A 25,197-nucleotide genomic window follows, 5' to 3' on the forward strand; every position below is an offset into this window, starting at 1 on the left:
ATCTGACTTTTCGGTACCATGACGGGAACCGAATGGGAGTGCATCAAATGGAGACCACCATGCCCGCATCCCCCCGAGCTCGCCGGTTGCGCTACCTGGTCTACGCACTCCTGCTACTCCTTATCCTCGTTTCCCTCTTGCTGTGGCAAACTCCGCGGCTGATCCAGCGCTATCTGCCCGGTTGGCTGGCCGAGCGCTACGGCATTCACCTCACTCTGGGCGAGATCGATGTCAGCTTGCGTCACCCCGCTCTGGCCATCGGCCCCAGTTCACTGCTCGATGACAAGCAGCAGCCATTGGTCAGCTTCGCCCATCTGCAGGTAATCCCCGAGCTCAAAGCAAGCTGGCAGCAAAAACGGGTGGTACTCAGCGACGTCGCGCTGACCAGGCCGGTGGTGCTGGTGCAGCGGCTGAATGACAAAAAGGGGGACGTTCGGCTCAACCTGACCGATGCGCTGGCAACTTTGCTTGCACCGACACCCGCAACAGAGCCGGAACCGGAAACCGCTCCCGTTATTGTCGATATCGCAAGGATTGCGCTGACCGATGGCCAGCTTGCCTATCTGGATAAGCGCAAGGAGAGCGAACCCGGCTGGGTGCCCTCGCTCAAGCTCGATAAGCTGGCGCTGCAACTGGAGGGGCTGAGCACATCCGCAGGACACCTCACCGCCTACCAGCTGGCTGCAACTCTCAACGGCAAGAGCCCGCTGAGCGCCAAAGGCAAGCTGGATATCACCAGCGGCATAGGTCAGGGCAAGGCAAGCCTCAAGCAACTCGACATCAAACCCTTTGCCCCACTCTGGGCCCCCTATCTCAAGCTGGCGCTGACCCAGGGTAATGCCGGGGCAGAGGTTGAATATCAACTGAAAAACGGCAAGAAAGGGATCGAGTGGCAATTGTCCAAAGGCAAGCTGACGCTAGACAACTGGCAAATGAAGCACGACAAGGGTGAGGAGTTTGCCCGCTTCAGCCAGCTAGCCCTCGCTGAACTTGCTGTGGATGGCAGCAAACAATCCCTGCATATCGGCAAAATCACCCTGCAACAGCCACATCTCAAGGCCACCCTCAATGAGCGGCAGGAGCTGGATCTGGCCGAACTATTGATCGATCAACCATCAGCCAAGCCGAGCAAAGAGAAACCGGCCCCCGCCAGCAAGCCATGGCAGTGGCAGATCAACCAGATCGCCATCAGCAAAGGGGATATCACCCTCACCGAAGCGAGCAGTGGCAAACCACTGGCACGACAGCTATCCGACCTGCAGCTGGCATTAGGGCCGCTGGGCAGCAAGAGCGAACAGCAGAGCAAAGTGGCGCTCTCGACCCGTTTCAACCAGAAGAGTCCCCTCGCCTTTGATGGCCAGCTGACCCTGGCCCCCTTTACCCTCGCTGGCGAGATAACCCAGCAGGCACTTCCTCTTGTGCTGGCCCAGCCCTATCTGAACGATCTGCTGCGGATCAAGGTGAAAGAGGGTGAACTCAGCAGCAAAACCAAGCTGGCGCTAGCGACCACAGAGCAAGGGGAGCTGAACAAACTGACACTGCAGGGAGGGCTCGATGTCCATACCCTCAAGGTGGTTGATCGGGCCGATAACCAGAGACTGCTAGAGATCAACGACCTGAAGCTGACCGGCCTCGATTACGACGGCATCAGCCAGAAGATGAAGATCAAGGATGTGGCGCTGACCAAGCCCTTCGCCCGCATCGAGATCAACGAAAATGGCGTCACCAATATCCAGCAACTTCTGCTGACCGCCCCTGCGCCAGCCAAGGGTAAAGCCGAAGTTTCCCAGAGCAATAGCAACAAAGCGGCACCCGCATTTCAATTCACCATCGATGAGCTGCGCACCGAACAGGGCAACCTGCGGTTTGCCGACCGCAGCCTGAGCCAGGATTTCGTGGCTGATATCGCTTCGCTGGGCGGCCAGAGCCGCCATATCAGCAACATCCCCGGTCAGCGCTCCGAGCTCTCCTTCAATGGCAAGGTGGATCGCTACGCCCCGGTGACCATCCGTGGCGGTACCAACCTGCTGGTCGCCGATCCGGTGCTCGACATTGCAGTCGCCTTCAACAATCTGGAGTTAACCACCTTTACCCCTTACTCGGGCACCTATGCCGGTTACGCCATCGACAAGGGGCAGCTGTCGGTGAAACTGCACTACAAGCTGGAAGGCAAACGGCTGGAAGGGGACAACGACATCACCATCAAGAAATTGCAACTGGGTGAGAAGATCAAGAGCGAACAGGCCAAGGATCTGCCACTCGGTCTGGCCATCGCACTGTTGAGTGATGCCAACGGCGTCATTCAGATGAACCTCAAGGTGAAGGGCAATCTTGACCAGCCCGACTTCAGCCTCGGCAACATCTTCTGGGATGTGCTTGGCAACACCCTGAGCAAGGCGATCACCTCACCCTTCTCGTTGCTCGCCTCTCTGGCTGGCGGCAGTGAAGATCTCGACGAGATCACCTTTCTGCCGGGCGATCCGGATCTCACCCAGACCCAGCAAGAGAAGCTGACCAAGCTGGCGCAGGCCCTCAAGGATCGCCCCAAGCTCAGCATGAATATTCGCGGCAAGGTCAACTTCAATGAAGAGCGCCCTATCCTGCAACGGCAAAAACTGGAGCGGGCCCTCGCCAAACTCACCGGTAATCAGGTCGATCTCGATCTGCTGGAGCAGGATAAGGATATGCAAGACGCCCTGGCACAGGCTTATGAAGATCGCTTCGGAGAAGATTTGGGAGATCTCGCCGACCGCCTGCATCTTGATGAAAAGAGCGCGGCGCTGCGGGCTCAGGCGGTTGCCCTGCTGCAGGAGCAGCAGCTCATCACCGCCAAATCCCTGCGCAATCTCGCCATGCGCCGGGCACAAAACACCAAGGAGTTTTTGGTGGATGCCCAGGGGATCACGCCAGAGCGGCTGTTTGTGCTGGACAGTCAGGTCAAGGAAGAGGACAAGGAGGCCAAAGTGGTACTGACACTGGATGAGTGAGCTTCTCCTCATCCAGCTCGCCTGCGCGTAATAAAAATACAAGCCTTCAACTATTTTGACACCTTTTGCTCACGAAACCGGCTGACCTGCTGAACATTTGGGCATCAGTGCAAATAAATACGTAATTTTTTTACGGTTTAGTCCCTTCCCCCCCTTGCGGCGGTTTTACAAGCTGCCTAAAATCGCGCGTCTTTTTGTTAACCCCACCTCTATTTTTGGAGAACGCCACGTGAGCGAAAAATTGGCCAACCCTGCCCCCCTGGGTCTGATGGGTTTCGGTATGACCACCATTCTGCTGAACATCCATAACGCAGGTTTCTTCCCCATCAGCGCCATGATCCTGGCCATGGGCCTGTGCTATGGCGGCATTGCCCAGATCATCGCGGGCATCATGGAGTACAAGCGCGGCAACACCTTCGGTGTGACTGCCTTCACCTCCTATGGCCTGTTCTGGCTGAGCCTGGTTGTCCTGCTCGTCATGCCGACCATGGGTCTGGCCGAAGCGACTCCGCACGCCTACATGGGCTGGTACCTGCTGATGTGGGGTGTGTTCACTCTGTTCATGCTGATCGGTACCGTCAACTACCCGCGCGTGAAGCAGTTCGTGTTCGCATCCCTGACCGTGCTGTTCTTCCTGCTGGCCGCCCGTGACTTCACTGGCAGCACCCTGATCGGCACCATCGCCGGTTTCGAAGGCATCATCTGCGGTGCCAGCGCCATCTATCTGGCCATGGCGACCGTACTGAACGAACAGTATGGCCGCACCATCCTGCCGATCGGCGATCACAAGAAAGCCGCAGCAGTCCAGCTGAAAGCCGCCGCCTGATTGGCGCACGCTCAAGCTTGAAAAAAGGCACCCTCGGGTGCCTTTTTGCTATCTGCCATCTTGTTGAGCGGGATTCACAACAGCATGCCCTCGCCATCACCGGCCAACAGGCGAGTCGGCGGAAAACGGCGCGCGGGATCCTGACCAAACAGCAGTGTCAGCTGGTGGTAAACCTCGGGATAGACACTGCGCAAGCGCAACGGGTCGGTAAAGAAGTGTTCGCAGCAGACCGCGAAGAACTCGGCCGGATGTTCGGCCGCATAGGGGTCGATGGCGGGAGCCTCGCCCTGATCGAGTTGCTGGCAGAGCGCATCAAAAGCCCCCTGGAATACCTGCTGCCACTCCTGCCGGCTCATATGTCCCGGCAGTGGCGGTGCACCATCCGCCTCGCCCCCCAGCATGTCTATCTTGTGGGCAAGCTCGTGGATCACCAGATTGAAGCCATCCCAGTCACCATCCAGCTGCAGCTCGCTCCAGGCCAGTACCAGCGGCCCCTGGGGCCAGGACTCACCGGCGTTTTCCTCTTCAACCTCGCTCACCAGCCCAAACTCATCCTGCACCTCCTGGCGCCGGGTCACGGGCTCGGGAATAATGATGATCTCGTGAAAACCGCGATACCAGTCAACGCCAAGATGCAGGATAGGCAGAGCCGCCTGCAGTGCCAGAATGGCTTGCTGGTGTTCGCTTAAGGTAACCCCAAGCTGGGTCAAAGTTTTGCGCTTGAGCAGCTGACGGCCCAGGCTTATCAGAGTTTGTTGCTCACTCTCGGTGAGCCCCTGCAGGATCGGCACAACGGCCAGCGCCCGTAGCCATAGATCTTCCTCTTCTTCGCTCATTTTCACCGCGCCACGGCCACGAAACCAGTTGAACAATCCCAGCACGCACACTCCTTCTCTTTTTTCTTTTTACAAAAGTTTGACGAATCGTTTTGGCCGCTCCTGATATGCCTGCGCCAGATAGAAGCGGTGAGCATCTTCGCGTTTGATGCTGCTGGAAAGCTCCAGCTGACTGCATCCGGCTTCGCGAGCCTGACGCTCGGCCTCGCACAATAACGCAGCACCAATACCTCCTCCCCTTGCACCATCATCGACGACCAGCGCCGAGATCAGGCCCCATGCAGGTGCAACATGCAGTGGTTGCAGCCAGTGCCATACCAGCACGCCAACCACCCTCTCAGCCTGCTCGGCCAGCAAGACGCGGGTGGCCACATCATGCCTCAACAGACGTGGCAGCAGCTCATCAGCCTCTGCAGCATACCCTAGTTGGGTAAAGAGGTGGGCCATGGCAGTGGCATCCGATGGTAAAGGAGCGCGGATAACGAGTGAAGCAGGGAACATTTGCATGATTGGCCTTTTATTTGCTGACAAGATCCAGGCTGTTCCGGCAGACGCAGATCAGCATGGTAGCGGGTCTTTCTGGTCACAGAAAATAGCGCATGCCATTATCGCACCTCAGTTGTCAATTCACAAAATTGCAACAACGCAACATTTTTCGCTGGGAAGCGTCGGAACAACTCGATATGTTACAGCCCATGCATGGCGCACTATCGTGCCCTGCCGAACACTTCACCACAGCGTCAAACTGTTAATTAATTTGTTAACAATTGGCGTAACACAATGACAGCGAGCGAGACAGAGATCTCGCCGGAAGTACAACACAAAACAACAAAGGAGTTGTTGTAGATGAATGAGATCGTCAATGCCATCAACGGTGTGATCTGGAGCCCTGCGCTCATCTATCTGTGCCTGGGGGTAGGCCTCTACTTCTCAGTACGCAGCCGCTTTTTGCAACTGCGCCATATGGCCGAAATGGTCCGGCTGATGTTTGATGGCAAGAGCACGGATGCGGGGGTCTCCTCCTTCCAGGCGCTGGCCATGACCCTCGCCGGTCGCGTCGGCACCGGCAACATTGCCGGTGTTGCCACCGCCATTACCTTCGGTGGCCCGGGTGCCATGTTCTGGATGTGGATGGTCGCCTTCCTCGGCTCCAGCTCCGCCTTCGTGGAGTCCACCCTGGGTCAGGTCTACAAGGAGAAGATCAACGGCGAATACCGCGGCGGGCCGGCCTTCTACATCGAGAAAGGGCTTGGCATGAAGTGGTATGCCTGGACGTTTGCCATCGCCACCATCTTCGCCTGCGGTGTACTGCTGCCGGGCGTGCAAGCCAACTCCATCGGCGCCAGTCTGCAGACTGCGTTTGATATTGATCCGAACGTGACGGCGGCCGGTCTGGCACTGCTGCTCGGCTTCATCATCTTCGGTGGCGTCAAGCGCATCGCCAACTTTGCCAGTACCGTGGTGCCCTTTATGGCGCTCGGCTACATCATCGTGGCCTGCGTCATCATCGCCCTCAACATTCATGCCCTGCCGGGCGTGATCATGCTGATCTGGAAAAGCGCCTTCGGTTTTGATGCCGGCTTTGGCGCCATTCTGGGTCTGGCCATCATGTGGGGGGTCAAACGCGGGGTCTACTCCAACGAAGCGGGTCAGGGTACCGGGCCGCACGCCTCCTCTGCTGCCGCAGTAAGCCACCCGGCCAAACAGGGTCTGGTGCAGGCGTTCTCCGTCTATATCGACACTCTGTTCGTCTGCTCAGCCACCGGCTTTATGTTGCTCATCACCGGCCTCTACAACGTGCAGGGACCGGATGGCGCGGCCCTCTACACCGGCATCGCCGGCGTGGCAGCGGGCCCGGGTTATGTGCAGACCGCCATGGAAAGCATGATGCCGGGCTTTGGTAGCATGTTCGTGGCCATCGCGCTGTTCTTCTTCGCGTTCACCACCATCGTCGCCTACTACTACATCGCCGAGACCAACATCGCCTACATCAACCGCAAGGTGAACCGCCCCTGGCTGACTTTTGTGCTCAAACTGACCCTGATGGCCTCTACCGTCTACGGTACCGTCAAGACCGCTGAGCTCGCCTGGGGAATGGGTGATATCGGGGTAGGTCTGATGGCCTGGCTCAACATCATCGCCATCCTGCTGCTGCAAAAGACTGCCTTTGCCTGTCTGCGCGACTATGAGGCACAGCAGGCCAAAGGGCTGGATCCGGTGTTCCACCCGGAGAAACTCGGTATCAAGAACGCCGACTACTGGGCTGGCCATCGCTCCGAAGACAACCTGGAGCAGGAGAAATCCGGTCACCCCTTCGAGCCGGATCTGGATCGCAAGATCTCCTGATGCAAGCAACTAAAATGCGTATAAAAAATGGCAGCCTCGGCTGCCATTTTCTTTTCCTGTTGTTCAACTTCAGAGTGCGTTGCGTCGTGGCCCGAATGGCAGCCGCCAGCGAAACAGGCTGTTGAAGGTGGCGCGCCACTGATTGGGGCGTCCCAAAATTTGCTTCTGCAACCGGGTCTCTTCTTTCAGCATCGCCTCGTCACTGCGGGCCCAGGCCTGACTGTAGAGCTGCTTGATCCCCGCCAGCGCATCGGGCGACTTGGTGATGAGGGTGCGGGCAAACTCCCGCGCTTCCACCAGCGGATCGGCGCAGACCCGGCTCACAATCCCGAGGGATTTCGCTTCGACCGCATCCAGCTCGCGCCCGCTCATGGCCAGCTCCATGGCGGTATCCAACCCCATCAGGTTGCGCATGGTGACGCTGCCGCTCATGTCGGGGATGATGCCCCACTTGATCTCCATCACCGAGAAACGGCAATCGGGGGTGCTAAACCGAAAATCGGCGCCAAGGGCGATCTGCAAGCCACCGCCAAAACAGACTCCCTGAGTGACTGCAATCACCGGCACCGGCAGCTGGTGCCAACCATAGGCGACCCGCTGGGCCAGATTGGTCGCCTCGTCCGCCTCGCGCTTGAGAATATCGAGGGCGGCAACCGGCTGGCGCAGCATCGATTTCACATCCAGTCCAGCGCAGAAGGCACGCCCTTCGCCATGCAGGATCACCGCTCGCAATCCCTTCAGTTGTGCAAGTTGCTTCAGCGTCTCATCGATAGCGCTGAACATGGCTCTGTCCAGCGCATTGAGCTTCTCTCCCCGCGACAGCACCACTTCAGCGATGCCGTCGTGGACCTCGCACTTGACCCTTGGTTTTTCCATCTCCGCTGTCCTCTCCTTGATCCCGATAATGAACACACTGGTCATACCACCAAGTTATCAGAGTGTGAACAAGCGGTACAGCTGAGACTAAAGTCGGCTGGTCGGCGCGGTTCCCCTTTGTCACACTGGGCACAAGGGGTGCCCTATCCCGCCCGAGGACACCGTCATGTCAATTCTGTTCAATTTTGCCAGACCACCGTTTGACCGGCTGGATGCAGAGGCGCGTGAGCAGCTCTCCCGCCACCTCTCGCTCTGCTACTTTCGCGCTGGCGATACTCTGCTCAACGCGGGAGATGAACCTCCCGGGCTCTATCTCGTCATCAAGGGGGCGGTGGAAGAGTCGGCTCCCCACCACCAGTTTGGCGACTATGGCGTCGACGATCTGTTCGATGTGCGCGCCCAGTTTGACGGCCGCTGCCGCCATACTTTTACTGCGCTGGAAGACACCCTCTGCCAGCTCATCCCCCGCTCGGCCTTTCTCTCTCTCTGCGAACAAGATTCGCAGTTTGCCAGCTACTTCACCGCCAATCTGGCTGAACGCCAGCGTCAGCAGGAGCAGCGCGAACAGCTGGGACAGAAGAATCTGGCAGAATTTATCCTGACCCGCATCGAACCCGGTCATTTGCAAGCGCCGCTTATCGTCGACAGCAGGCTGTCATTGCTGGCAGCGACCGAAGCCATGGTCGCTCAGGGTACAGATTGTCTCCTCTACCCCGCCCACGACGGTTCGCTCACGCTGGCCACCCGCAAGACCCTGCTCCACGCCCTGACCCTCAAGGGATTGCCAGTGACGGCGCCCCTCTCGGTACTGACCCCCACGCAGCTCATCGGTCTACCACTGGAGAGCTATCTGTTTGATGCCCTGCTGCTGATGACCCATCATCGCATCAAGCGATTGGTGATCTGGCAGGGCAACGAGGTGGCGGGGATCCTGCAGCTGACCCAGGTGCTGGGACTCTTCTCTACCCACTCCCACGTACTGACGTTGCGTATCGCCCGCGCCGACACTCTGCCCGCGCTGGAGGCGGTCGCCCGCGAACAGCAACTGCTGACCCGTTCGCTGTTTGCCCAGGGTATCCACACCGCCTTTTTGATGAAGCTCATCGCCACCATCAACGAGCAACTCATCGCCAAGGCTTTTGCGCTGGTGATCCCGCCCGAGGTGCAAGATAAGGTGTGTTTGCTGATGCTGGGCTCGGAGGGGCGTGGCGAGCAGATCCTCAAAACCGATCAGGATAATGCCCTGATCCTGCCTGAAGTGCTGGCGTGGCACACCCAGGCAGCCGATCTGGCCGAATTCAGCGCCCTGCTGGAGCGCCTCGGCTACCCGCTCTGCCCCGGCCAAGTCATGGTGAATAATCCGGCCTGGGTAAAAACCGGCGATGAGTGGCAAAGCGCTATTGCCAGCGCCTGCACCACGGCCAGTGAGGAGGAGCTGCTCTGGCTGGCCACCCTGGCCGATGCCCACCCCATCGCGGGGGATCGACAGCTGCATCTGCCGGTTGCCAGAGCGCTGCGCGAGCAACTGGCAGACAGGCGGGACCTGCTGGCGGAAATGGTGAGACCAGCGGTGGCCTTCCATGCCCCGCTCACCCTGTTTGGCCGGCTGGAGCAGCCACCAGAAGGGCTGGATCTGAAGCGGGGCGGCCTGTTTCCGCTGGTGCACGGCATCCGCATGCTGGCCCTTGAGGCAGGCATTCTGGAGACCTCAACCCTGGGGCGTATCGATGCGCTGGTGGCCGCCGAGCGGCTCAGTGCCAGCTTTGGCACCAATCTGGCCGAAGCGTTTCGGCTCTTTATCCGGTTGCGACTGCGTAGCCAGCTCAAGGGAGGCAACAGCCGGGTACAGGTCAGCGAGCTTAGCCACAGCGAACGGGATCTGCTGCGTCAGGCACTGCATCAGGTGAAGAAATTCCAGCAGTGGCTCACCTTGCACTTTCGTCTGAGGCAGTAGCCATGTTGAGCCATCTTCGCCGCATCTGGTACGGCCGGGATTTCCGGCAAGGGGAGTTCGCCAGGCTATTCCTGCCCACTCCCGATGATGAGCTGGTCGCCCTTGATTTCGAGACCACCAGCCTTGATCCCGAGCAAGCCGAGATCGTCTCTATCGGTGCGGTGCGCATTCAGGGCAACCGGCTGCTGACCGGCGAGGCCCTCACCATCAAGGTGCAAGCGCCCGCCACACTGAGTGAGCAGTCGGTGGTGATCCACGGTCTGCGCCATCAGGATCTGCAACAGGGTATGGCGCTGGAAGCCGCGCTGCGCCTGCTGCTCGACTTTATCGGCCCGCGCGAACTGGTGGGTTATCACATCGCCTATGACCTGCGTATTCTCAACCTGGCTTGCCGTAAATTGTGGGGGCTGACCTTGCCACAACGAGGCATAGAGGTGAGCCAGCTCTATCACGATCACCTCTATCGTCGCTATCCCGATGCCGTTATCGATCTCCATCTGGAGGCGATCTGCCGCCATCTGGCACTGCCTGCCCTGCCCGCTCACGATGCGCTGGCCGATGCCACCACGGCAGCACTTGTCTATCTCTGCCTGACCCGGGGCTCTGCGCTGACTTATCCCAAAGTCTAATTGTCGACAAATAACATTTAATTCACATTTTGCTTACATGAGCAGATTGCCTGCTCGTCGGGGTTATCCCATCCACCGCTGACACTCATATGTCATGGAGAACTGCAATGGAACAGCAAAGCTATCTGAGGATCCAGCAAGATCCCACCTTCCAGGAGCTGGTCGCCAAGCGCCAGCGTTTTGCCTGGGCCCTCTCGGCTCTGATGCTGGGACTCTACCTGGCGTTTATTCTGCTCATCGCCTTTGATCCCGGTTGGCTCGGTACCCCGCTCAGCGAGGGGTCGACCATTACCCGCGGCATCCCGGTCGGAGTGGGGCTGATCCTCTCCTCTTTCGTGCTGACCGGCGTCTATGTGTTTCGTGCCAACGGCGAGTTTGACGAGCTGAACCAGAAGATCCTCAAGGGAGTGAAAAAATGAAAGGCAAACTTTTGTTGTTGGCCTCACTGGCCTCTTCACCCCTGCTGGCCGCCGATGCGATAAGTGGCGAGGTGCACCGCCAGCCCCTCAATATCTCGGCCATTCTGATGTTCGTGGTCTTCGTGGCCGCCACCCTGTTCATCACCTACTGGGCCTCCAAACGCAACCGCTCGGCCTCTGACTACTATGCAGCGGGTGGCCGCATCACCGGCTTCCAGAATGGCCTGGCCATCGCCGGTGACTACATGTCCGCCGCCTCATTCCTCGGGATCTCGGCGCTGGTCTACACCTCTGGCTACGATGGCCTCATCTACTCCATCGGCTTTCTGGTGGGCTGGCCCATCATCCTGTTCCTGATCGCGGAGCGGTTGCGCAACCTCGGCAAATATACCTTCGCCGATGTCGCCTCCTACCGCCTCAAGCAGACCGAAGTGCGCACCCTATCCGCCTGCGGCTCGCTGGTAGTGGTCGCCCTCTACCTCATCGCCCAGATGGTCGGTGCCGGCAAGCTGATCGAGCTGCTGTTTGGCCTGCAATATCACGTTGCCGTGGTGCTGGTCGGTATCCTGATGGTGCTCTACGTGCTGTTTGGCGGCATGCTGGCCACCACCTGGGTGCAGATCATCAAGGCAGTGATGCTGCTCTCCGGTGCCAGCTTCATGGCCATCATGGTGATGAAATCGGTCAACTTCGACATCGGCACCCTCTTTAGCGAAGCGGTGAAGGTACACGAGAAAGGAATCGCCATCATGAGCCCGGGTGGTCTGGTCGCTGACCCCATCTCCGCCATCTCGCTCGGTCTGGCACTGATGTTCGGCACCGCCGGCCTGCCTCACATCCTGATGCGTTTCTTCACCGTGAGCGATGCCAAGGAGGCGCGCAAGAGCGTTTTCTTCGCCACCGGCTTTATCGGTTACTTCTACATCCTCACCTTTATCATCGGCTTTGGCGCCATCCTGCTGGTCAGCACCAACCCGGCCTTCAAGGATGCCACCGGCGCACTGCTGGGCGGCACCAACATGGCTGCGATCCATCTGGCCAATGCCGTGGGTGGCAGCCTGTTCCTCGGCTTCATCTCCGCCGTGGCGTTTGCCACCATCCTGGCGGTGGTAGCAGGCCTGACCCTGGCCGGTGCCTCTGCGGTCTCCCACGACCTCTACGCCAACGTCATCAAGCATGGCAAGGCCAACGAGGCGGACGAGCTGAGGGTCTCCAAGCTCACTACCGTGGTACTGGGTGTGGTCGCCATCGGCCTCGGCATCCTGTTCGAGAAGCAGAACATCGCCTTCATGGTGGGTCTGGCCTTCTCCATCGCTGCCAGCTGCAACTTCCCGGTGCTGTTCCTCTCCATGTTCTGGTCACGTCTGACCACCCGTGGCGCCGTCTACGGCGGCTGGCTGGGGCTGGCGAGCGCTGTCACCCTGATGGTGCTGGGCCCGACCGTGTGGGTGAAGGTGCTGGGTCATGCCCAGGCCATCTTCCCCTACGAGTACCCGGCGCTCTTCTCCATGGCGCTGGCGTTTGTCGGGATCTGGTTCTTCTCCATCACCGACAGCTCCCAGAGCGCGGCTGACGAGCATGCCAAGTTCCTGCCGCAGTTCGTCCGCTCCCAGACCGGGCTGGGCGCCTCCGGTGCCACTTCCCACTAACGGGTAGCCATCACGCAAAAGCCGGCTCCATGCCGGCTTTTTTTATTCCCCGTCAATCGGCTACGCGCCCAACTTGCCCCGATCAAGATCACAGTTCTTGCTAAAACTTTTGGGGGATCTGTGCCATAATGCGCGCCATTTGACAGACAACCGGGACACATACCTTGTTAAGCAGCAACAACACTATTATGAAAGCTTAACTCGCCTGTAAGCCGCGCCATGCCTGTGATTTACCTGAATTTTTACACATCGCGACAGTCCCTTTCTCCCCCCTTTATCCCGCAATTTCCCTCTCGTTTTGCCCCAAATTTGCCCCAAGAAAGCCCCACCTTTACGGTGTACAAAAACCCGCCAGCGGCGGGTTGAGTTAAGGGTTGTCACACTTCCTGTCTCACAGCCTCTTCACGAAGCCTTTCCAGAAAAAGCGAGATCGTATGAGCTTCCTGAGGTGCCAGATCCAAACTCTCAAGATACCTCTCGAGCTCCTCCAGTATTGATTCCATGCAGTAGTCTCCCGCTTTTGCCCTTCGCCCTCACGGCCGTAGGAAACCGAACAAAGGCATAGCAAGAGGAAAATCTAACACCTTCAGGAAACACTGAGGACAGCACTAGAAGCTATCGAAAGGACAATGGAAATTGTTGCTTAAGGCAGGTATAAGCCCGCAGCCTAGCGGAATATTGAAATCAACAAGGTGAGCCCAAACCCCAACAAACAGAGACAGAACATCAACGCCATGAAGGTTTCCAGGCTTTCTCTGTTGGATTTGCTGAAGCACCAGCACCCGAGAGCCGCCGGGATCAGGGCAATCGTGAAACTGAAACTTGCTGCTTTCAGTGCGACAGCCATACAAATGATGGCCAGTAACAACCACATGGCGAACCCTCCTTTGGAATAGGCCAGCCTAATCCCGGGTTCTCCAATCTGAACAGAGCCGCTATTCCCATGAGGATCGATTCTTATTGACCGCTTGGTATACCAAGTCATTGCGACGAGCCAAGAGCTCATCAATCCGCCGGCGCTTCTGCTCAGCATCTAAGGTCTTGTCCCTCTGAATGAGCTCTATCTTGTTCCGGACAACTCGGATCTTCTGCTGCGTCCGCCCGAGGCTCTGCCGGGACTTCAGCACTTCACCATGCGTTGCCTGGAGCGTGTTTGCTGCTTCAATCCGCCCTTCCCTGCGGTATTGGTCAATGGTTCGCTTGAGCTGATTGACCTCGTTCAGCATCTGGTAAAACTCTTCTAAATGCTGCGTGGATTTTGCCGGCCCAGTCCCTCGATAGATTGCTTTCAGTAAAGGGATTTCGTCTGCCCGCCAACCAGCTGACTCACCAGGCTGGGTTGTTCGGATTAAACCATCTGCAGCAGCCATGACATAGCTGCCCATCGTGCCGGTGTAACCAATAACCAGATGCTCAAGCTGCTTGGGCGAGAAGCCAGACAGCTCGCCAAGCTCGCGCATCAGCAAACTGGTTTGCTCGTTGTAGCGTGCCTCCGCCATCAGGTTTAGATCTTGTGGCCCGTCGATAGGCCCACCCCGGAAAGTGTCATAGTTGAATGCGGCCTCTACAAGAGGCTTCACAATTTGAGGGGTTGGGTTGAGCGCGAAGGTATCCCCGATGGCCCGGGCAACCGCTTTGCCAAATTGGGCCCCGGTGTCCTTGTCGCCCATGGCACGCACCATGCGCTCCGGGATGGTCCCGAACAACACGCCGATCTCAAAGGGCTTGGGAATACGCCAATGCTGATCACCGATAAAGAAGTGCCAGTTCGCATCCTTGTCCCAGTCAGGTACTTCCTCATAACGCTCGTCATCCCAGTTGATAGCCAGTAAACCCAGCGACAAGGCCGTGATCATGCCTGCTCGTTTAACCAGATCACGGGGGTTGCCATGCATCTCCCGGGTCAACTTTCCAAGCCCCTGCAGGCGTGCGTTAAAGAACGGCAAGACCATTGAGGCCGCCTGGATAAACCGAGCGCTCCCCATCATGGAGAAGTCCATCAGGTCTTTTGATTCAAAGGCTGCTTGTGCGTGCCCCTTGCCGGCTTTGATTGCAGCCTCATAGACCGCCTCACGGTTTGCGTTCTCCAGGGCCTCGCCAATACGGCTGTACTTATCCCAGGCGTCAGCAATGACCCCTTTCGCCTGAGCTGCGTTGCGGATGATGGACTTTTCATAGCGGGTGATCTGCTCAGGGGTCATGCCCTTACGGCGCAGCGACTTGCGAACAGCATCGGCCATGGCAGAGGGCGCGTTGCCATTGACGTAGCCCCCAAGGAAACTGGCACCACTGAACATCACATCGATTGTGCTGCCATCAACTGCCAGGGTTTTTCTCACCCCTCTGATCGAGTCAATCACCGGCTTGAAGCCATCCTTGCTGATCACCCAGCCGGAGAGAGAATCCCGCAGGAAGTTGCGCAGCATGAACTCCGGCGAGGCAGTAACCGCGGCCGTCAACAAGCGCTTGGCCTTGGAGGCCATATTGACCATCGACCCGAAGGGCTGGCGGTCGAAGAATGTCATGGCGCGATAGAGGTCAGGGTCCTCCACACGGATCATGTAATCCTCCCCTTCCAGCTTAACGGTAATGAGATTCTTACCGTTCTTGAGGGCCCGCCAGTCCATCAAGTTTGGCTTGGCGACCACCTCAATAATGCCCGTATCAGCCAAGTTCCAAATCGTCTTTTGAGCCGCCATGTTCTTCATCGAGGCGTCAATCAACTTGGAGGTGGAGGCAAAGATGTTCTCGAGCAGGTCATTCGTATTGGCTTCACCGCCTTTGAGTTTCTTAATCCCGGCGTTCTGGTTGGCAATCCCCTTCTGTTTGAATGGAGCCAGCACATCGCCATCCTCGGTTTCACGGAAAAACGGGATGTACCATTCGCTCTCGAACTCTGCGCGAGCCTCCTTGGAGAAGAGGCCGGCCTCCTGCGCCAAATCCAAGGTGGCTGCGTTGAGACGGTTCCAGCGGGCTTTAGCATCCTGGAATTGGGCCTCTTTCCCGTTACCCAGGGCCTTGAGCGCAGCAATGTCGTTGGCATCAAGCAGGTTTTCTCGCCCTTGTGCCATCAGGATTTCTGCCCGGTGGCCAGCCATCCAGCCCAACCAGTTGTGAAGGTCTTTTCCAAGGTCAGAAAAAATACCCAACAGGGCATCTTTTTCACCAGTACCAGCCTTTCGCTGGATCACCCCATCCTTCCACTCTGGCAGACCATAGAGCATGGTTGCCTGCATAGTTGAGGCTGCCCCGGTTGCCATTCTGGCCGCTACATAGCCGGAATCAGCGGCATCCGTTATGCCGGCGGAATCTTCTGCGTACTTTATGGGGGCCAACGCATCGAGTAGTTCGGTGTTGGCCTTCTTGATAAAGCGATCTAGCCATGACTCGACCACGCCCTGGTCGACGTTCCGTAGTTTGGCAAGGTTAGTTTTTGTCTTGTCGATGATGTCGGGCTTGGGGCCTAGATTGAGCTTTTCCATCGCCTTGTCCGCGGCGGAATGAGTTTGGCTGAATTTCAGGCCTGGTTTGACAATGTCATCCTCGCTCAGTACATTCGGGACTGAACCATCCATGCTTGAACCTAAGGGCAATTGCAGCCCGGTGAGTAAAGAGCTAGGGTGGTTTTTCTTTATGTACTTTGTCACGCCATCCGCTACCCATCGACCCACCTGTTCGTCAGGGCGTCCATGAATACTGGCAATTCTGTTTACTTCAAGATACTTACCTGCACTAACGCCTAATTGAATGGCGGTTACTACTGAGCGGCCAGATTGGTCTTTTGCATCCAGCAACACTACGAGTGATTCGCCTGGATGGGTTTTCGAATCAAATATTGCCAGTGGGTCACTTAATAATTCAGGTAAGGCTTCTACCGTCGCTGTATCTACGTCGTGCTTCACCCCGTTTATCGCCTTGCGCACCGTATCCCGGCTCACCCTCATTGTTAGGTTTGGGGCGCCGACTGCCATGAGAACTGCGGGTGTTGAACCAACCTCAATGGCAATATCACCTGACCGAAGTGAACTCATTGCTTTTGCCAACTGCTGCCGATAGTTATCAGCCTCTGTTTTGTCGGGAGTAAATCTCCCATTACCAGAGCTCGTCTCCTGGCTGAATTTCTTTCCATCCTGGCCAATGTCCTGCCGACCAGGGCGTTTCATCTTGCTTGCCAGCGCCTCAATCAGAGTCCGAATTTCAGCTGGAGTGATCCCGTCGGGTATAAAGCCAACTGCACGCAGTGCTCTGGTTACCCAAGCCACTACCGCATCCCAGCCCCTACGCCATGCGCTTGGCTCAAGCTCAGCAAGGTGAGCGATGACCTCTTCTGCCTGAGTACCAAGATCTTCATCGGCATAATGTGTCTCTACCCAGTCCCACACCGCCTTCATACTGGGTTCTTGCTTGGATTTGAGCAGCCGACTGATCAGCTTTGTGTAATCGCCAGAACCAAGCACCTTGGCCAGGCCATAATGCGCCAACACCTCGTGACGCAGGATCTCCCTCATCCGTTTAGGGCTGGCAATGGTGTCTGCGGCCACATGCAGGGTTTCTGAGTCATCATCAAACGCAGCACGGCGTATCAGGCCATCTTTGGGCTGCAGACCCAACGCTTTCTCCAGCTCAGCCTGGGTGGCGTGGATCTGCACATCGATGACGCTGGCCCCCTGGTACTGCTTGAACCACGCCTGTGTAACCAGCTCGGCTTCTTTACGGGTCAGGTGCTGGGCCGGCTTATCGCCATCAGCAATCGCATGCTTGGAAAAAAGGACCCGCTTATCCCCGTCCTCACGCTCCTCAATGGTGTCAAAAAACTGATCAAATCCCGCCCTGATTGCCGGGATCTCACCTGCAGTAGGGTACGGATTGCTACCCTCAAGTTGGATACCCAGCGCAGCCTCAGCATCCCAGGCCGATTCACTGACGATGTTGGCCAGGTAGTCGTTACTGGCGCCCTGGTCTTGCAGCTTGGCAATCAAGTACGACTCGAAGGCCCTGGCACTGAGTTCTGAGTCTGTGGTCCAGTACGCTTTACTGCGCTTGTTATCGAGCTTCTTCGAGCGTTCCTTCAGTGCCGTTTGCTTGATTGCGCGATTGACCGCCCCGAATGCCTCGACCATTTCCTTTCGAACAGAGCCACGATGGATGTACGGGCTTCCCCTGGCGGCGAGATCGACCACACGGGCCTCCGTCATCATCACGGTCCCTGTCTCTCCCCCGACTCTGGCGAAGTAACCATCAAGAGCATGCCACCACTCGTGGCCAAGCGACCCGGCGCCATTCATCTTGGTCAGGTTGATCACCACCTTACCCGGTTCATAATGAGCCGCTGCCGGGTTAACCCCCCCTGAGCCCCTCGCACCAAACGCCAGTCCCAGCTCACCATTTAGCGATAGCGACTTAGGTGAAATGCCAAGCACAGCAGCCATATCCATCAGCGCATCGTAGGCGTTGTTCAAGTCACGCTGTCGCCGGTCCTGCTCGACCCAGTTTCCAAACTCGACGCCACGAAAGCCAAACGCCTTCCCAAACAGTTCAGGGGTAACATCTTCCCCTCCCCGCATGTCTTCACCCACCCTTGGCAGGTTGATATCACGGCGCTCACGGGGGATCTCTTTGGCTTTCTCCAGCTTGCTGACCAGCTCATCGTAATGATCAACACGGTATTTCCGTGCGTCGCTGACGCTGTCGAACGACTCGGTGAGGTCAAGGTGATTCCGGCCGACTTTCTTGCCAATTATCCAGCCCTGCCGGTTGCCGCGGCTGTAAATGTCGAACGAGATAGCCTTAGGCTTACTCACCTCTTGAGTCAATTCGTCGTATCGACGCTTGAACTTAGCAAGTACCTCCGCCTTGCTTGAGCCTGATGCGATCGTGCGTGGCCAATGACCAAAGTTAGTGGATTTGCTCTGTCTGCTGATGGTCCAGATGCCGATGGGGGGATCATGCTTAACCCCCTCAAACAGGCTGTAGCTACCAAGGCTTAGCTCCAGATCTGCCAGGCTACGTTGATGACCGACAGCCAGATAGAGCTCAGCCCTGTTGTGAATGGTATGGGCACTGCGCAAGCCCGCATTAGACATCACCCGTTTCGCCACATTGGTGTCAATAGAACCGTCCATCAGCCCCACGGATAGGTCACGCAGGGATTTCACGGCTTGAGCCCAATGGCTTACTTTGTAGCTGACTCGAGGCTTAGCGGGGATCGCGTCGCGGGCAGCCCGAGCAAGTGCAACTGCGTGGGGATCCACTCCTGATGCCACCAGCTTGTCATAATCTGGCGCCGGCCAGGCTTTGGATAAGGGCAACGCCTTTATCTGTTCGGCGCTTTCGCCTTCCAAGGTGTCTCGGTACGCCACCCAGGTATCTTTACGGGCGCCCCCAATCTTCTCACCAAAGTCATGGATCTTGTCTGGGGTGTGTCCCTTCTCAACCACTGCAGGCTTTGTCGTATCCCCCTTGCTCAGCCAGTCTTTAAACTCCTCGACCGGCATAGCCTTGATCGCCCCAAGCCCTTGCCATCCTGGTTCGTAGTTAGCCAGATACCCTTCCCGAGCGGACTGCTCATCGGCAAACCCCAGCATGGCTTTATGCTCATCAAACTGGCCTGTTTTGGGGTCGACTTGATCGACTACATAGACCATCTCACTAGCATGCTGATCACCAATAAACACATCGACGTGATCACCATCTGCACCTTCGGTACGTTTGATGTAGCCATAGTCATGCGCCATGGTGGTCTGCCAAGCTTTACCATCCTTATCAGCACCGCTTCGGATTGAACCCTTGGGGTTTTCCAGAGTGATGTTCAGGCCGTGCAACCTGAGGTGGCCTTTATTGTAGTTACCAGCCTCCTTCTGTGCCGGCGTCGGATCTGTATCGACTTCAGCACGTGCGGCCTCTACTTGTGTGGCAGACTCAGAAACAACAACCCCGGCATCTTTGGCCGGGGTCATCAGTGTTTGGTCATCGCTCGGCTGTCGAGCTGGTGTAGGTATAGGAGCAGCGAGACCTTCTGGATCTCCGGCTCCAGTTCTGCTGATGAGTTCGGCAGAGGATGGTTCAGAACTCGCTGTATCTGGCGCGCTTGCTCCAGGCTGATCACCTTGTCGGTCACTGCTAAGTGTAAGTATCTCGGCAGGCTGGTCATGATTCACCTCGGGGTTGTGCTTATCTGCAGGGAGTGCTCCGCTGTTACCGGTATCGTCCTGATTGGTGGCGGAAGATTCAACCGCTCTGCGCTGAACTTGCTCGACCTCTGTCAGTTCAGCAACACCAAATCCACCACCTTTGAGCTTCACCGGAACCTCTTTACCCTTACGGCTGGCCATGGCCGCCTCTTTCTCAGTGGTAAATGGCTTGCCTTTGCGGGTGATACGGAGGGTCCGGAGCGGGCCAATTTCCGCCTCGAGGGGCGATTCTACGTTGTCTACACTTGCGGCCTTGGTCTCGGTCTCCTCAGTTTGCTGCTCTTTGGCTTGTCGCAGCAGTTCATCGACAGTCGGTGCAGAGGGGCCTGCAAGCGCGTCCTGTACTTCACTTTGCTGGGCCATTCCCCGAAAGCGCTCGGCAGTACCGTCCTGACGCAGGTAAGCGGGCACATCACGAAGTTCATCGAACTTGCTGGAACTGGGGCCTAACGGTGACTTATCTGCGTCAAACTCGGGCTCAGCCATAACATCCACACTCTCCTGTGTAGATGCCGCAGGTGCAACATCCGCTGGCGGCTCAGGCGAGATCGGGGAACTATCGACAACAGAGCCAGGCTCTGCCGATCGGGCATCGGTTGAAATGGGCTTGCCACCTCTGGCGCCACCGACAGAGCCAACGACTCCACCAGCCCCCATGCCAATGAAACCGCCCTCCAGAGCACTGGAAAGCACCCCTTGCATTGGCTCAATGTTCGCCCCGGCAATCTCGTTCAGAGCCTCGTTCACGGCATACTGCTGCACACCCTCCTCAATGGTTTCGCTGATCCCCTCACCTGCTGCCCCCTTCGCCGCTCCTTTAAGCACGCCACCAGCCGCCATCTTTCCGGCCAGCATCTTGAACAGCATGGCATCACCCATCATGGAGCCTACAGCCGCCGCACCCCATGTCTTTGCATCACTCATGGTGGCACGGCTGGCAACGTTGGCAGTCTCTTGCCTGGCCAGCGCCAGCTTGTCCTCGTCCGAGAGGTGCTGGGTCTGCTGATCTTCGTCAATCCGAGCAAACGCCTCCCGGAACGTGGTACTGACCGCCAGCTCATCAAAGCTCATATTGAGCACGGTCTCCCGGGTATTAACCCCTGCGCTACCAACCGAGCCTGTTGCCCCAGTAGTTACCGCGGCCCCAGTCGCCAGCCGAGATACGGTCTTAGCGGCGACAGCCTCAGCAACCTCCTGGGTCGCCCCTCGTTTGAGCATGGATGTAGTGACAGCACGCCCGATACTGGCCTTAGCCGCTACTCCTGTCACGCCGCCAGCCAGAAGGGTCGGTACCAAAGAGCCAATGCCCTGTGCCATCTTCATGGCCCATACATCGATGTCCCCAGCACCATCGCCGAGGGTTAACCGCCCCTCAGGCGTCTCATCGACCAGCCTACGGTTCAACGCCTCCTTTGCATCACTGCTCATTCCCTCGGTCAGGGACTCAGCACCTGACTGCGCCAACTCTCCTGCACCAGCGACCACGTCCAGTACCGGGCTCAGCTTGCTGGCCATATTGGCCCGGGCCTGCTCTAGATAATCGCCACCCTGCTTACCAGCGTTCTCCTTGCCGAAGTCACTTGCCTGGTGCGCTAACTCTCCAATGCCGCCAATCAGATCCAGTGCCCCAGCCCCCACCCCACGAGCCACATCACCTAACCCAACAGCGAGATTTTGGGCAGGTCTGGTGGCAGATGATGCTGAAGAGGTGGCTTCGGATAGGTTGCTATCGAGGTTGTTCCAAAAAGGGTCAGTGCGGGTATCGGATATTTGCGGCTGTGGCAAAGCCTCACGCAGTCCAAGCTTATGCATGTCGTCCTCGGGGTTTTGTAAAAAAGAAAAGCCCCGAACAGCGAACTGCTCAGGGCTTTCAGATGCGGGCGACCAAAAAACAAACTGGCCGATGATGGGGAGATGCTAACGCTGCGCTCAGGTAATGGCAACATCAGCAGCCTTCACCGCGATTTACGCTTGGTTTAAGCCTGCTCTGATTCGGCTTGTGAGATGAACATCAAACTCAGGAGAATGAATCCAATGAACGAATAAGCCTTCATTTGGCCATTCCACTGATTGGCCCACATAGCGAAGTATTCACCGCCGATCACCGCGAACCCGGTGTACCACACCAACAATGCTGGGATACAACCTAAGGTGAAGACTGCCTTGCCGCGGGTAAATCGTTCGGGACAGGAGGTTAATGTGCCAGATAGCATTAATCCCCCACCCCAGGCACAGAGCAAACCAAAAACAAATTCACCAAGGATGATCAGGGCATATGCGGCTTTCTGAAGGGTCACACTGGTAATGGCCCGCCCTTGAAGCGCTTGACCATTGAACCAGGGTTCCATGCTATCCATGGACAAAACATGTTGAACAAATTGCCAGTTTGAGCCGTAGTCCAAGACGTTTCCACTTGCGACCAGTAGACCAAACTGTGCGATAGACAGAGCCAATAAGCTCTTAAACATCTGCTGGGCATAACGAAGTGTGATTATTGGCATTTCATGTCCCTATAGATATATGTCAAAGACACATTATGCCATGGCGATTTCTATTTAGTTATTCATTTGGGAACCGGCAATAGCCTTATAGGCTTCCAGCCTGGCATCACGTAGACGAGTCGCTGTCGTGTTAGCCTGAGCCGCCTCCTGCTGCTTGGCCCTATTCTGGCGCCACAACTCAAATGCCGTGTTCATCCTTGCCGGACTCTCAAGTAAACCATTGAGTTTGCCGTGATGGTGAGCCTCCTTGATGAACTGTAACCGCTCAGGATCCTCCCCAGCCCACTCTTTGAGCGGGTGGTTATTCCTTGCCTCTTGCGGTGGGGTAGCAACACCATATGCCTCAGCCAACACACCTTTGCTCTGCTCAAGTTGAGCGTCAAGCGCATCGAGCTGAGCATCTTTATCGTCGGTATTACTGGCAGAGACCCGCGCCCGGTTCTGGCCATGCTGTTTTTCAAGATCGGTTATCGCTTTCTTGTAGCCAGCCTGGTCAGGGCCTGCCGTCAATCCAAGAGCTGTACGTAACTGGTCTGCATTGCTGATCATGTGCTTGGACAATGCGGCGCGTTGATAAGCCGGTTTCAAGAAGTCGTTGAGCGGGATAACTTTGGGCTGGTCATCCGGTGCCGAGGTGCGATTATTGGTGACCGGTCGAATGTCGGTACTGCCGTCGTCATAGGTAACTTCTACACCCAGCACCACACCACGAGCATCGGGGGTCACCATGATGTTACTGAGCCTCTTGGCCTTGATTGTCTTCCCGCTCTCGGGGTCAATGTCCCCGACCCCTTTGTTGATCTCATCCTGGTAGAGGGTGCCTGCAGCTTGAATGAACGCCGGGTCGTTGACCGCGGCATGGCCCTCCGGCGTTGAGGGATCCAGCATTCCCTCCTGAGCTTGCCGCATCAGGTTACCCGCATGGGTAACAAAGATTTTCCCTGCCTCGGCATAATCCTGCTGCAGATAGCGTTCAGGGTTGAACGAGCCGGCCCGCGGATCACGGACAACACGCCAAAACTGATCACCAGGGTCCCTGCCTTCGGCCACTGCCTGCCAACCCGACTGGATGATAGGCATGTTTTCCTGCTGAAAGAGCTGCTTGTTACGAAGTTCTCGCTGCCATTCATACTCCTGCTGCTGGCGAGCCTCACTGGCCGCGGCTCTGCGCTCTAATGCGTTGGCGCGGGCCTCGGCAGATTTTACCTGGCGCTCGGTGAGCGCGAACTGGCGATCTGCCCGCTCATCGGCAACCTTGTCGCGGCCACGGCTGTAACCCAGCTCCTCCTGATAGCGAGTATCCGCCACCTTTTGCCGTTCCTGCTCGTTCTGCCACATGGCATCACGCAGGCTCATCGCCTTATCTAACCGCTCTTCTTCCTGCTGGCCACGCTGGTAGCGTTCCATTGTGTTGAAGCCGGCCAGAAATCCTTCGGCCAATCCTGATACGCCCTTCACCTTCGCCCCCCTTAAAACAGGCTGTCGGCCAAAAAGCCAATGCCCGCCCCAATGACAGTGCCAATACCAGGCATGACCATCGTGCCTATGCCTGCGCCCATTCCGACTGCACTCATCGTCTGGCCTTTGCGCGCAGATTTGAGGCTCTTGTTGGTCGCCTCCAGTTCTTGCTCTCTATTGGCCGCATCGCGCAGGCTTGCCATGCTTTGCTGGCGAGTCTGAGCACCAAGGTCCAGCAACCCATATCCCATTACATCCCCCCACCCGTCTTCATCGCCTCACGTAGCCCAGCATCAGCTCCGGTGAGGATCCCCAGTTGGCGAGCTTGTTCCTGCTCCCGCAAGCCGTTTTCAGTACCTGCCGTCATCAATGCCATGCGCAAGCCCTGGCTGTTGTCGCTGGCATGGCCGCTTACCCCCATGCGGGCGTTGCGGTTTGCCGTAGCCTGCTGGACTGACCGCAGCGCATTGGCATTATTCACATCCACTCGCCCAAGCTGGTCACGCATCAGTTGCCAGTTGGTTGCCAGCTCCATCAGCTGCTTCTGCTTGGGGTAGAAACGACTCTTCCAATCCTGGTACTGCTCACGTGTGATTCGAGCGAATGTATCTGCGGCAAACCCCATATCTCCCCCTAATACCCTTTACCTTGCAGCACAGATGCGGTCGGGCTGATCTTCTTACTTGCAGGCGCAGAACCGGCCCTGAACTCCTTGAGCCCATACGCCGTGCCGGCTCCAGCCACGGCTCCAACAAGCCCGGCCGTGGCCATCTTGTTTTGAAACGAGGTCTGCGCATCATTGGCTGCCTTACGAAGGCTGGTGTTCGCCAAATCCCCCATCCCCGCCAACGCTTCAGCCTTTTGGCCAGCCCCAATGCTCACCACATCCTTGAGGCCCGCCACATACCTGTCCTGCTGGCTAGACTGCGCTCGGTTACTTGTATCGCTCTGGCTCAGGGCCTGCTCCGTCTCCAGCTCATCCATCTGAGCCTGATACTTACCGCTCGTTGGGTCTGCCCCTTGAGCAGCTAAAACATTCGAAAGCTCATCACGAGCCTCCCCGAACCCTTGAGCGGTCCCCAATGCTGATGTGCCAGCAATGTTGTCGTACTCCTTCTCTCGGTTTAGGTCATCCACCTTATCCATGAAGAGGTCTTCGTATTGCTGCAGATCGTTCTTGTAGATTTGCCACTGCTCCAAAGCCACCGCGGCAGCGGCTCTTTGCGCTTCAGTTTCCTTGATTTCATTCGAGCCACCGCCCTTTCCCATCGCTTCACCTCACAGGTCAATTTGAAACACATAGAACCCATCGGGGTCGTCGGGTCGCCGTTGCCATCCCTGGCTCGGCGCCACTTTCAGCCACCCTTTTCTCACTGAGTGGAAGCGAAGCCACCGAGCCCCGATCATGCGGGCAAGGTGTTTCACTTCTGGCAAATGGCGCTCCGTAGCACCTCTAGTCCCCCAGCCGACCCACACCACGACTCCCGTGATCCCGGCCTCGGAGACTGGCTTCAGCACGAAACCAT

18 protein-coding genes are annotated in these 25,197 nt (G+C 57.3%); 8 read left to right on the forward strand and 10 right to left on the reverse strand.

Features of this window, described 5'->3' with window-relative positions; all coding sequences use genetic code 11:
- The first annotated feature begins 47 nt into the window (after window positions 1-47).
- Window positions 48-2,987, forward strand: a complete 2,940-nt coding sequence (locus NOM67_RS04455; protein WP_255935140.1) for a DUF748 domain-containing protein — start codon at window positions 48-50, stop codon at window positions 2,985-2,987.
- A gap of 229 nt (window positions 2,988-3,216) precedes the next feature.
- Entirely contained in the window at window positions 3,217-3,813 is a 597-nt protein-coding gene (locus tag NOM67_RS04460) for a GPR1/FUN34/YaaH family transporter (protein ID WP_041207542.1), read from the forward strand.
- 74 nt (window positions 3,814-3,887) lie between these two features.
- On the opposite strand, the gene NOM67_RS04465 is transcribed toward NOM67_RS04460, so the two are convergent.
- Together NOM67_RS04465 and NOM67_RS04470 are read right to left on the reverse strand one after the other, a co-directional pair.
- On the reverse strand, window positions 3,888-4,685 hold the full coding sequence (locus NOM67_RS04465; protein ID WP_255935142.1) for a zinc-dependent peptidase: 798 nt from the start codon (window positions 4,683-4,685) through the stop codon (window positions 3,888-3,890).
- A gap of 33 nt (window positions 4,686-4,718) precedes the next feature.
- On the reverse strand, window positions 4,719-5,156 hold the full coding sequence (locus NOM67_RS04470) for a GNAT family N-acetyltransferase (protein ID WP_255934190.1): 438 nt from the start codon (window positions 5,154-5,156) through the stop codon (window positions 4,719-4,721).
- On the opposite strand from NOM67_RS04470, the gene NOM67_RS04475 reads away from it, so the two are divergent.
- Window positions 5,095-5,433, forward strand: a complete 339-nt coding sequence (locus NOM67_RS04475) for a hypothetical protein (RefSeq protein ID WP_255935172.1) — start codon at window positions 5,095-5,097, stop codon at window positions 5,431-5,433. The two genes, NOM67_RS04470 and NOM67_RS04475, sit on opposite strands and share 62 nt — an antisense overlap.
- 62 nt (window positions 5,434-5,495) lie before the next feature.
- The gene (locus NOM67_RS04480; RefSeq protein WP_041207539.1) at window positions 5,496-6,995 is read left to right on the forward strand and encodes a sodium:alanine symporter family protein; all 1,500 of its coding nucleotides are present in this window, start codon (window positions 5,496-5,498) and stop codon (window positions 6,993-6,995) included.
- 69 nt (window positions 6,996-7,064) lie between these two features.
- Here NOM67_RS04480 and NOM67_RS04485 read toward each other — a convergent pair whose 3' ends face one another.
- Window positions 7,065-7,871: a crotonase/enoyl-CoA hydratase family protein gene (locus NOM67_RS04485; protein WP_255934191.1), complete on the reverse strand. Its 807-nt coding sequence runs from the start codon at window positions 7,869-7,871 to the stop codon at window positions 7,065-7,067.
- Between the two features lie 166 nt (window positions 7,872-8,037).
- On the opposite strand from NOM67_RS04485, the gene NOM67_RS04490 reads away from it, so the two are divergent.
- The 4 genes from NOM67_RS04490 (at window position 8,038) to NOM67_RS04505 (ending at window position 12,522) form a co-directional block, all read left to right on the forward strand.
- Window positions 8,038-9,825: a putative nucleotidyltransferase substrate binding domain-containing protein gene (locus tag NOM67_RS04490; protein WP_255934192.1), complete on the forward strand. Its 1,788-nt coding sequence runs from the start codon at window positions 8,038-8,040 to the stop codon at window positions 9,823-9,825.
- A 2-nt stretch (window positions 9,826-9,827) separates the two neighbouring features.
- Window positions 9,828-10,454, forward strand: a complete 627-nt coding sequence (locus NOM67_RS04495) for a 3'-5' exonuclease (protein WP_156852640.1) — start codon at window positions 9,828-9,830, stop codon at window positions 10,452-10,454.
- Between the two features lie 107 nt (window positions 10,455-10,561).
- Window positions 10,562-10,873, forward strand: a complete 312-nt coding sequence (locus tag NOM67_RS04500; RefSeq protein ID WP_041207535.1) for a DUF485 domain-containing protein — start codon at window positions 10,562-10,564, stop codon at window positions 10,871-10,873.
- On the forward strand, window positions 10,870-12,522 hold the full coding sequence (locus NOM67_RS04505; protein WP_042032369.1) for a cation acetate symporter: 1,653 nt from the start codon (window positions 10,870-10,872) through the stop codon (window positions 12,520-12,522). Before NOM67_RS04500 ends, NOM67_RS04505 begins: the two co-directional genes overlap by 4 nt.
- A 667-nt stretch (window positions 12,523-13,189) precedes the next feature.
- Here NOM67_RS04505 and NOM67_RS04510 read toward each other — a convergent pair.
- From NOM67_RS04510 to NOM67_RS04540, 7 genes are all read right to left on the reverse strand, one after another.
- Window positions 13,190-13,396, reverse strand: coding sequence for a hypothetical protein (locus NOM67_RS04510; RefSeq protein ID WP_255934193.1), 207 nt, complete (start codon window positions 13,394-13,396; stop codon window positions 13,190-13,192).
- A 61-nt stretch (window positions 13,397-13,457) separates the two neighbouring features.
- Entirely contained in the window at window positions 13,458-21,524 is an 8,067-nt protein-coding gene (locus tag NOM67_RS04515) for an LPD38 domain-containing protein (RefSeq protein WP_255934195.1), read from the reverse strand.
- 164 nt (window positions 21,525-21,688) lie between these two features.
- Window positions 21,689-22,213: a DUF2165 family protein gene (locus NOM67_RS04520; RefSeq protein WP_255934196.1), complete on the reverse strand. Its 525-nt coding sequence runs from the start codon at window positions 22,211-22,213 to the stop codon at window positions 21,689-21,691.
- Between the two features lie 54 nt (window positions 22,214-22,267).
- A complete protein-coding gene (locus NOM67_RS04525) occupies window positions 22,268-23,671 on the reverse strand; it encodes a DUF4670 domain-containing protein (protein ID WP_255934197.1) in 1,404 nt (467 codons plus the stop codon).
- A gap of 11 nt (window positions 23,672-23,682) precedes the next feature.
- The gene (locus tag NOM67_RS04530; RefSeq protein ID WP_124241129.1) at window positions 23,683-23,922 is read right to left on the reverse strand and encodes a bacteriocin; all 240 of its coding nucleotides are present in this window, start codon (window positions 23,920-23,922) and stop codon (window positions 23,683-23,685) included.
- Window positions 23,922-24,296, reverse strand: coding sequence for a hypothetical protein (locus tag NOM67_RS04535; RefSeq protein WP_255934200.1), 375 nt, complete (start codon window positions 24,294-24,296; stop codon window positions 23,922-23,924). Before NOM67_RS04535 ends, NOM67_RS04530 begins: the two co-directional genes overlap by 1 nt.
- Before the next feature lie 8 nt (window positions 24,297-24,304).
- Window positions 24,305-24,940: a hypothetical protein gene (locus tag NOM67_RS04540; RefSeq protein ID WP_255934202.1), complete on the reverse strand. Its 636-nt coding sequence runs from the start codon at window positions 24,938-24,940 to the stop codon at window positions 24,305-24,307.
- Between the last annotated feature and the right edge of the window lie 257 nt (window positions 24,941-25,197).

The organism is Aeromonas sp. SG16 (genome assembly GCF_024436135.1).
GTDB lineage: Bacteria > Pseudomonadota > Gammaproteobacteria > Enterobacterales > Aeromonadaceae > Aeromonas > Aeromonas jandaei.

Bases quoted from the DNA above. Each gene is read 5' to 3' on its own strand.
- NOM67_RS04455 (WP_255935140.1), top strand. From the start codon at position 48: ATGGAGACCACCATGCCCGCATCCCCCCGAGCTCGCCGGTTGCGCTAC.
- NOM67_RS04475 (WP_255935172.1), top strand. From the start codon at position 5,095: ATGGCAGTGGCATCCGATGGTAAAGGAGCGCGGATAACGAGTGAAGCA.
- NOM67_RS04470 (WP_255934190.1), bottom strand. From the start codon at position 5,156: ATGCAAATGTTCCCTGCTTCACTCGTTATCCGCGCTCCTTTACCATCG.
- NOM67_RS04480 (WP_041207539.1), top strand. From the start codon at position 5,496: ATGAATGAGATCGTCAATGCCATCAACGGTGTGATCTGGAGCCCTGCG.
- NOM67_RS04485 (WP_255934191.1), bottom strand. From the start codon at position 7,871: ATGGAAAAACCAAGGGTCAAGTGCGAGGTCCACGACGGCATCGCTGAA.
- NOM67_RS04490 (WP_255934192.1), top strand. From the start codon at position 8,038: ATGTCAATTCTGTTCAATTTTGCCAGACCACCGTTTGACCGGCTGGAT.
- NOM67_RS04495 (WP_156852640.1), top strand. From the start codon at position 9,828: ATGTTGAGCCATCTTCGCCGCATCTGGTACGGCCGGGATTTCCGGCAA.
- NOM67_RS04500 (WP_041207535.1), top strand. From the start codon at position 10,562: ATGGAACAGCAAAGCTATCTGAGGATCCAGCAAGATCCCACCTTCCAG.
- NOM67_RS04505 (WP_042032369.1), top strand. From the start codon at position 10,870: ATGAAAGGCAAACTTTTGTTGTTGGCCTCACTGGCCTCTTCACCCCTG.
- NOM67_RS04510 (WP_255934193.1), bottom strand. From the start codon at position 13,396: ATGTGGTTGTTACTGGCCATCATTTGTATGGCTGTCGCACTGAAAGCA.
- NOM67_RS04515 (WP_255934195.1), bottom strand. From the start codon at position 21,524: ATGCATAAGCTTGGACTGCGTGAGGCTTTGCCACAGCCGCAAATATCC.
- NOM67_RS04520 (WP_255934196.1), bottom strand. From the start codon at position 22,213: ATGCCAATAATCACACTTCGTTATGCCCAGCAGATGTTTAAGAGCTTA.
- NOM67_RS04530 (WP_124241129.1), bottom strand. From the start codon at position 23,922: ATGGGATATGGGTTGCTGGACCTTGGTGCTCAGACTCGCCAGCAAAGC.
- NOM67_RS04535 (WP_255934200.1), bottom strand. From the start codon at position 24,296: ATGGGGTTTGCCGCAGATACATTCGCTCGAATCACACGTGAGCAGTAC.
- NOM67_RS04540 (WP_255934202.1), bottom strand. From the start codon at position 24,940: ATGGGAAAGGGCGGTGGCTCGAATGAAATCAAGGAAACTGAAGCGCAA.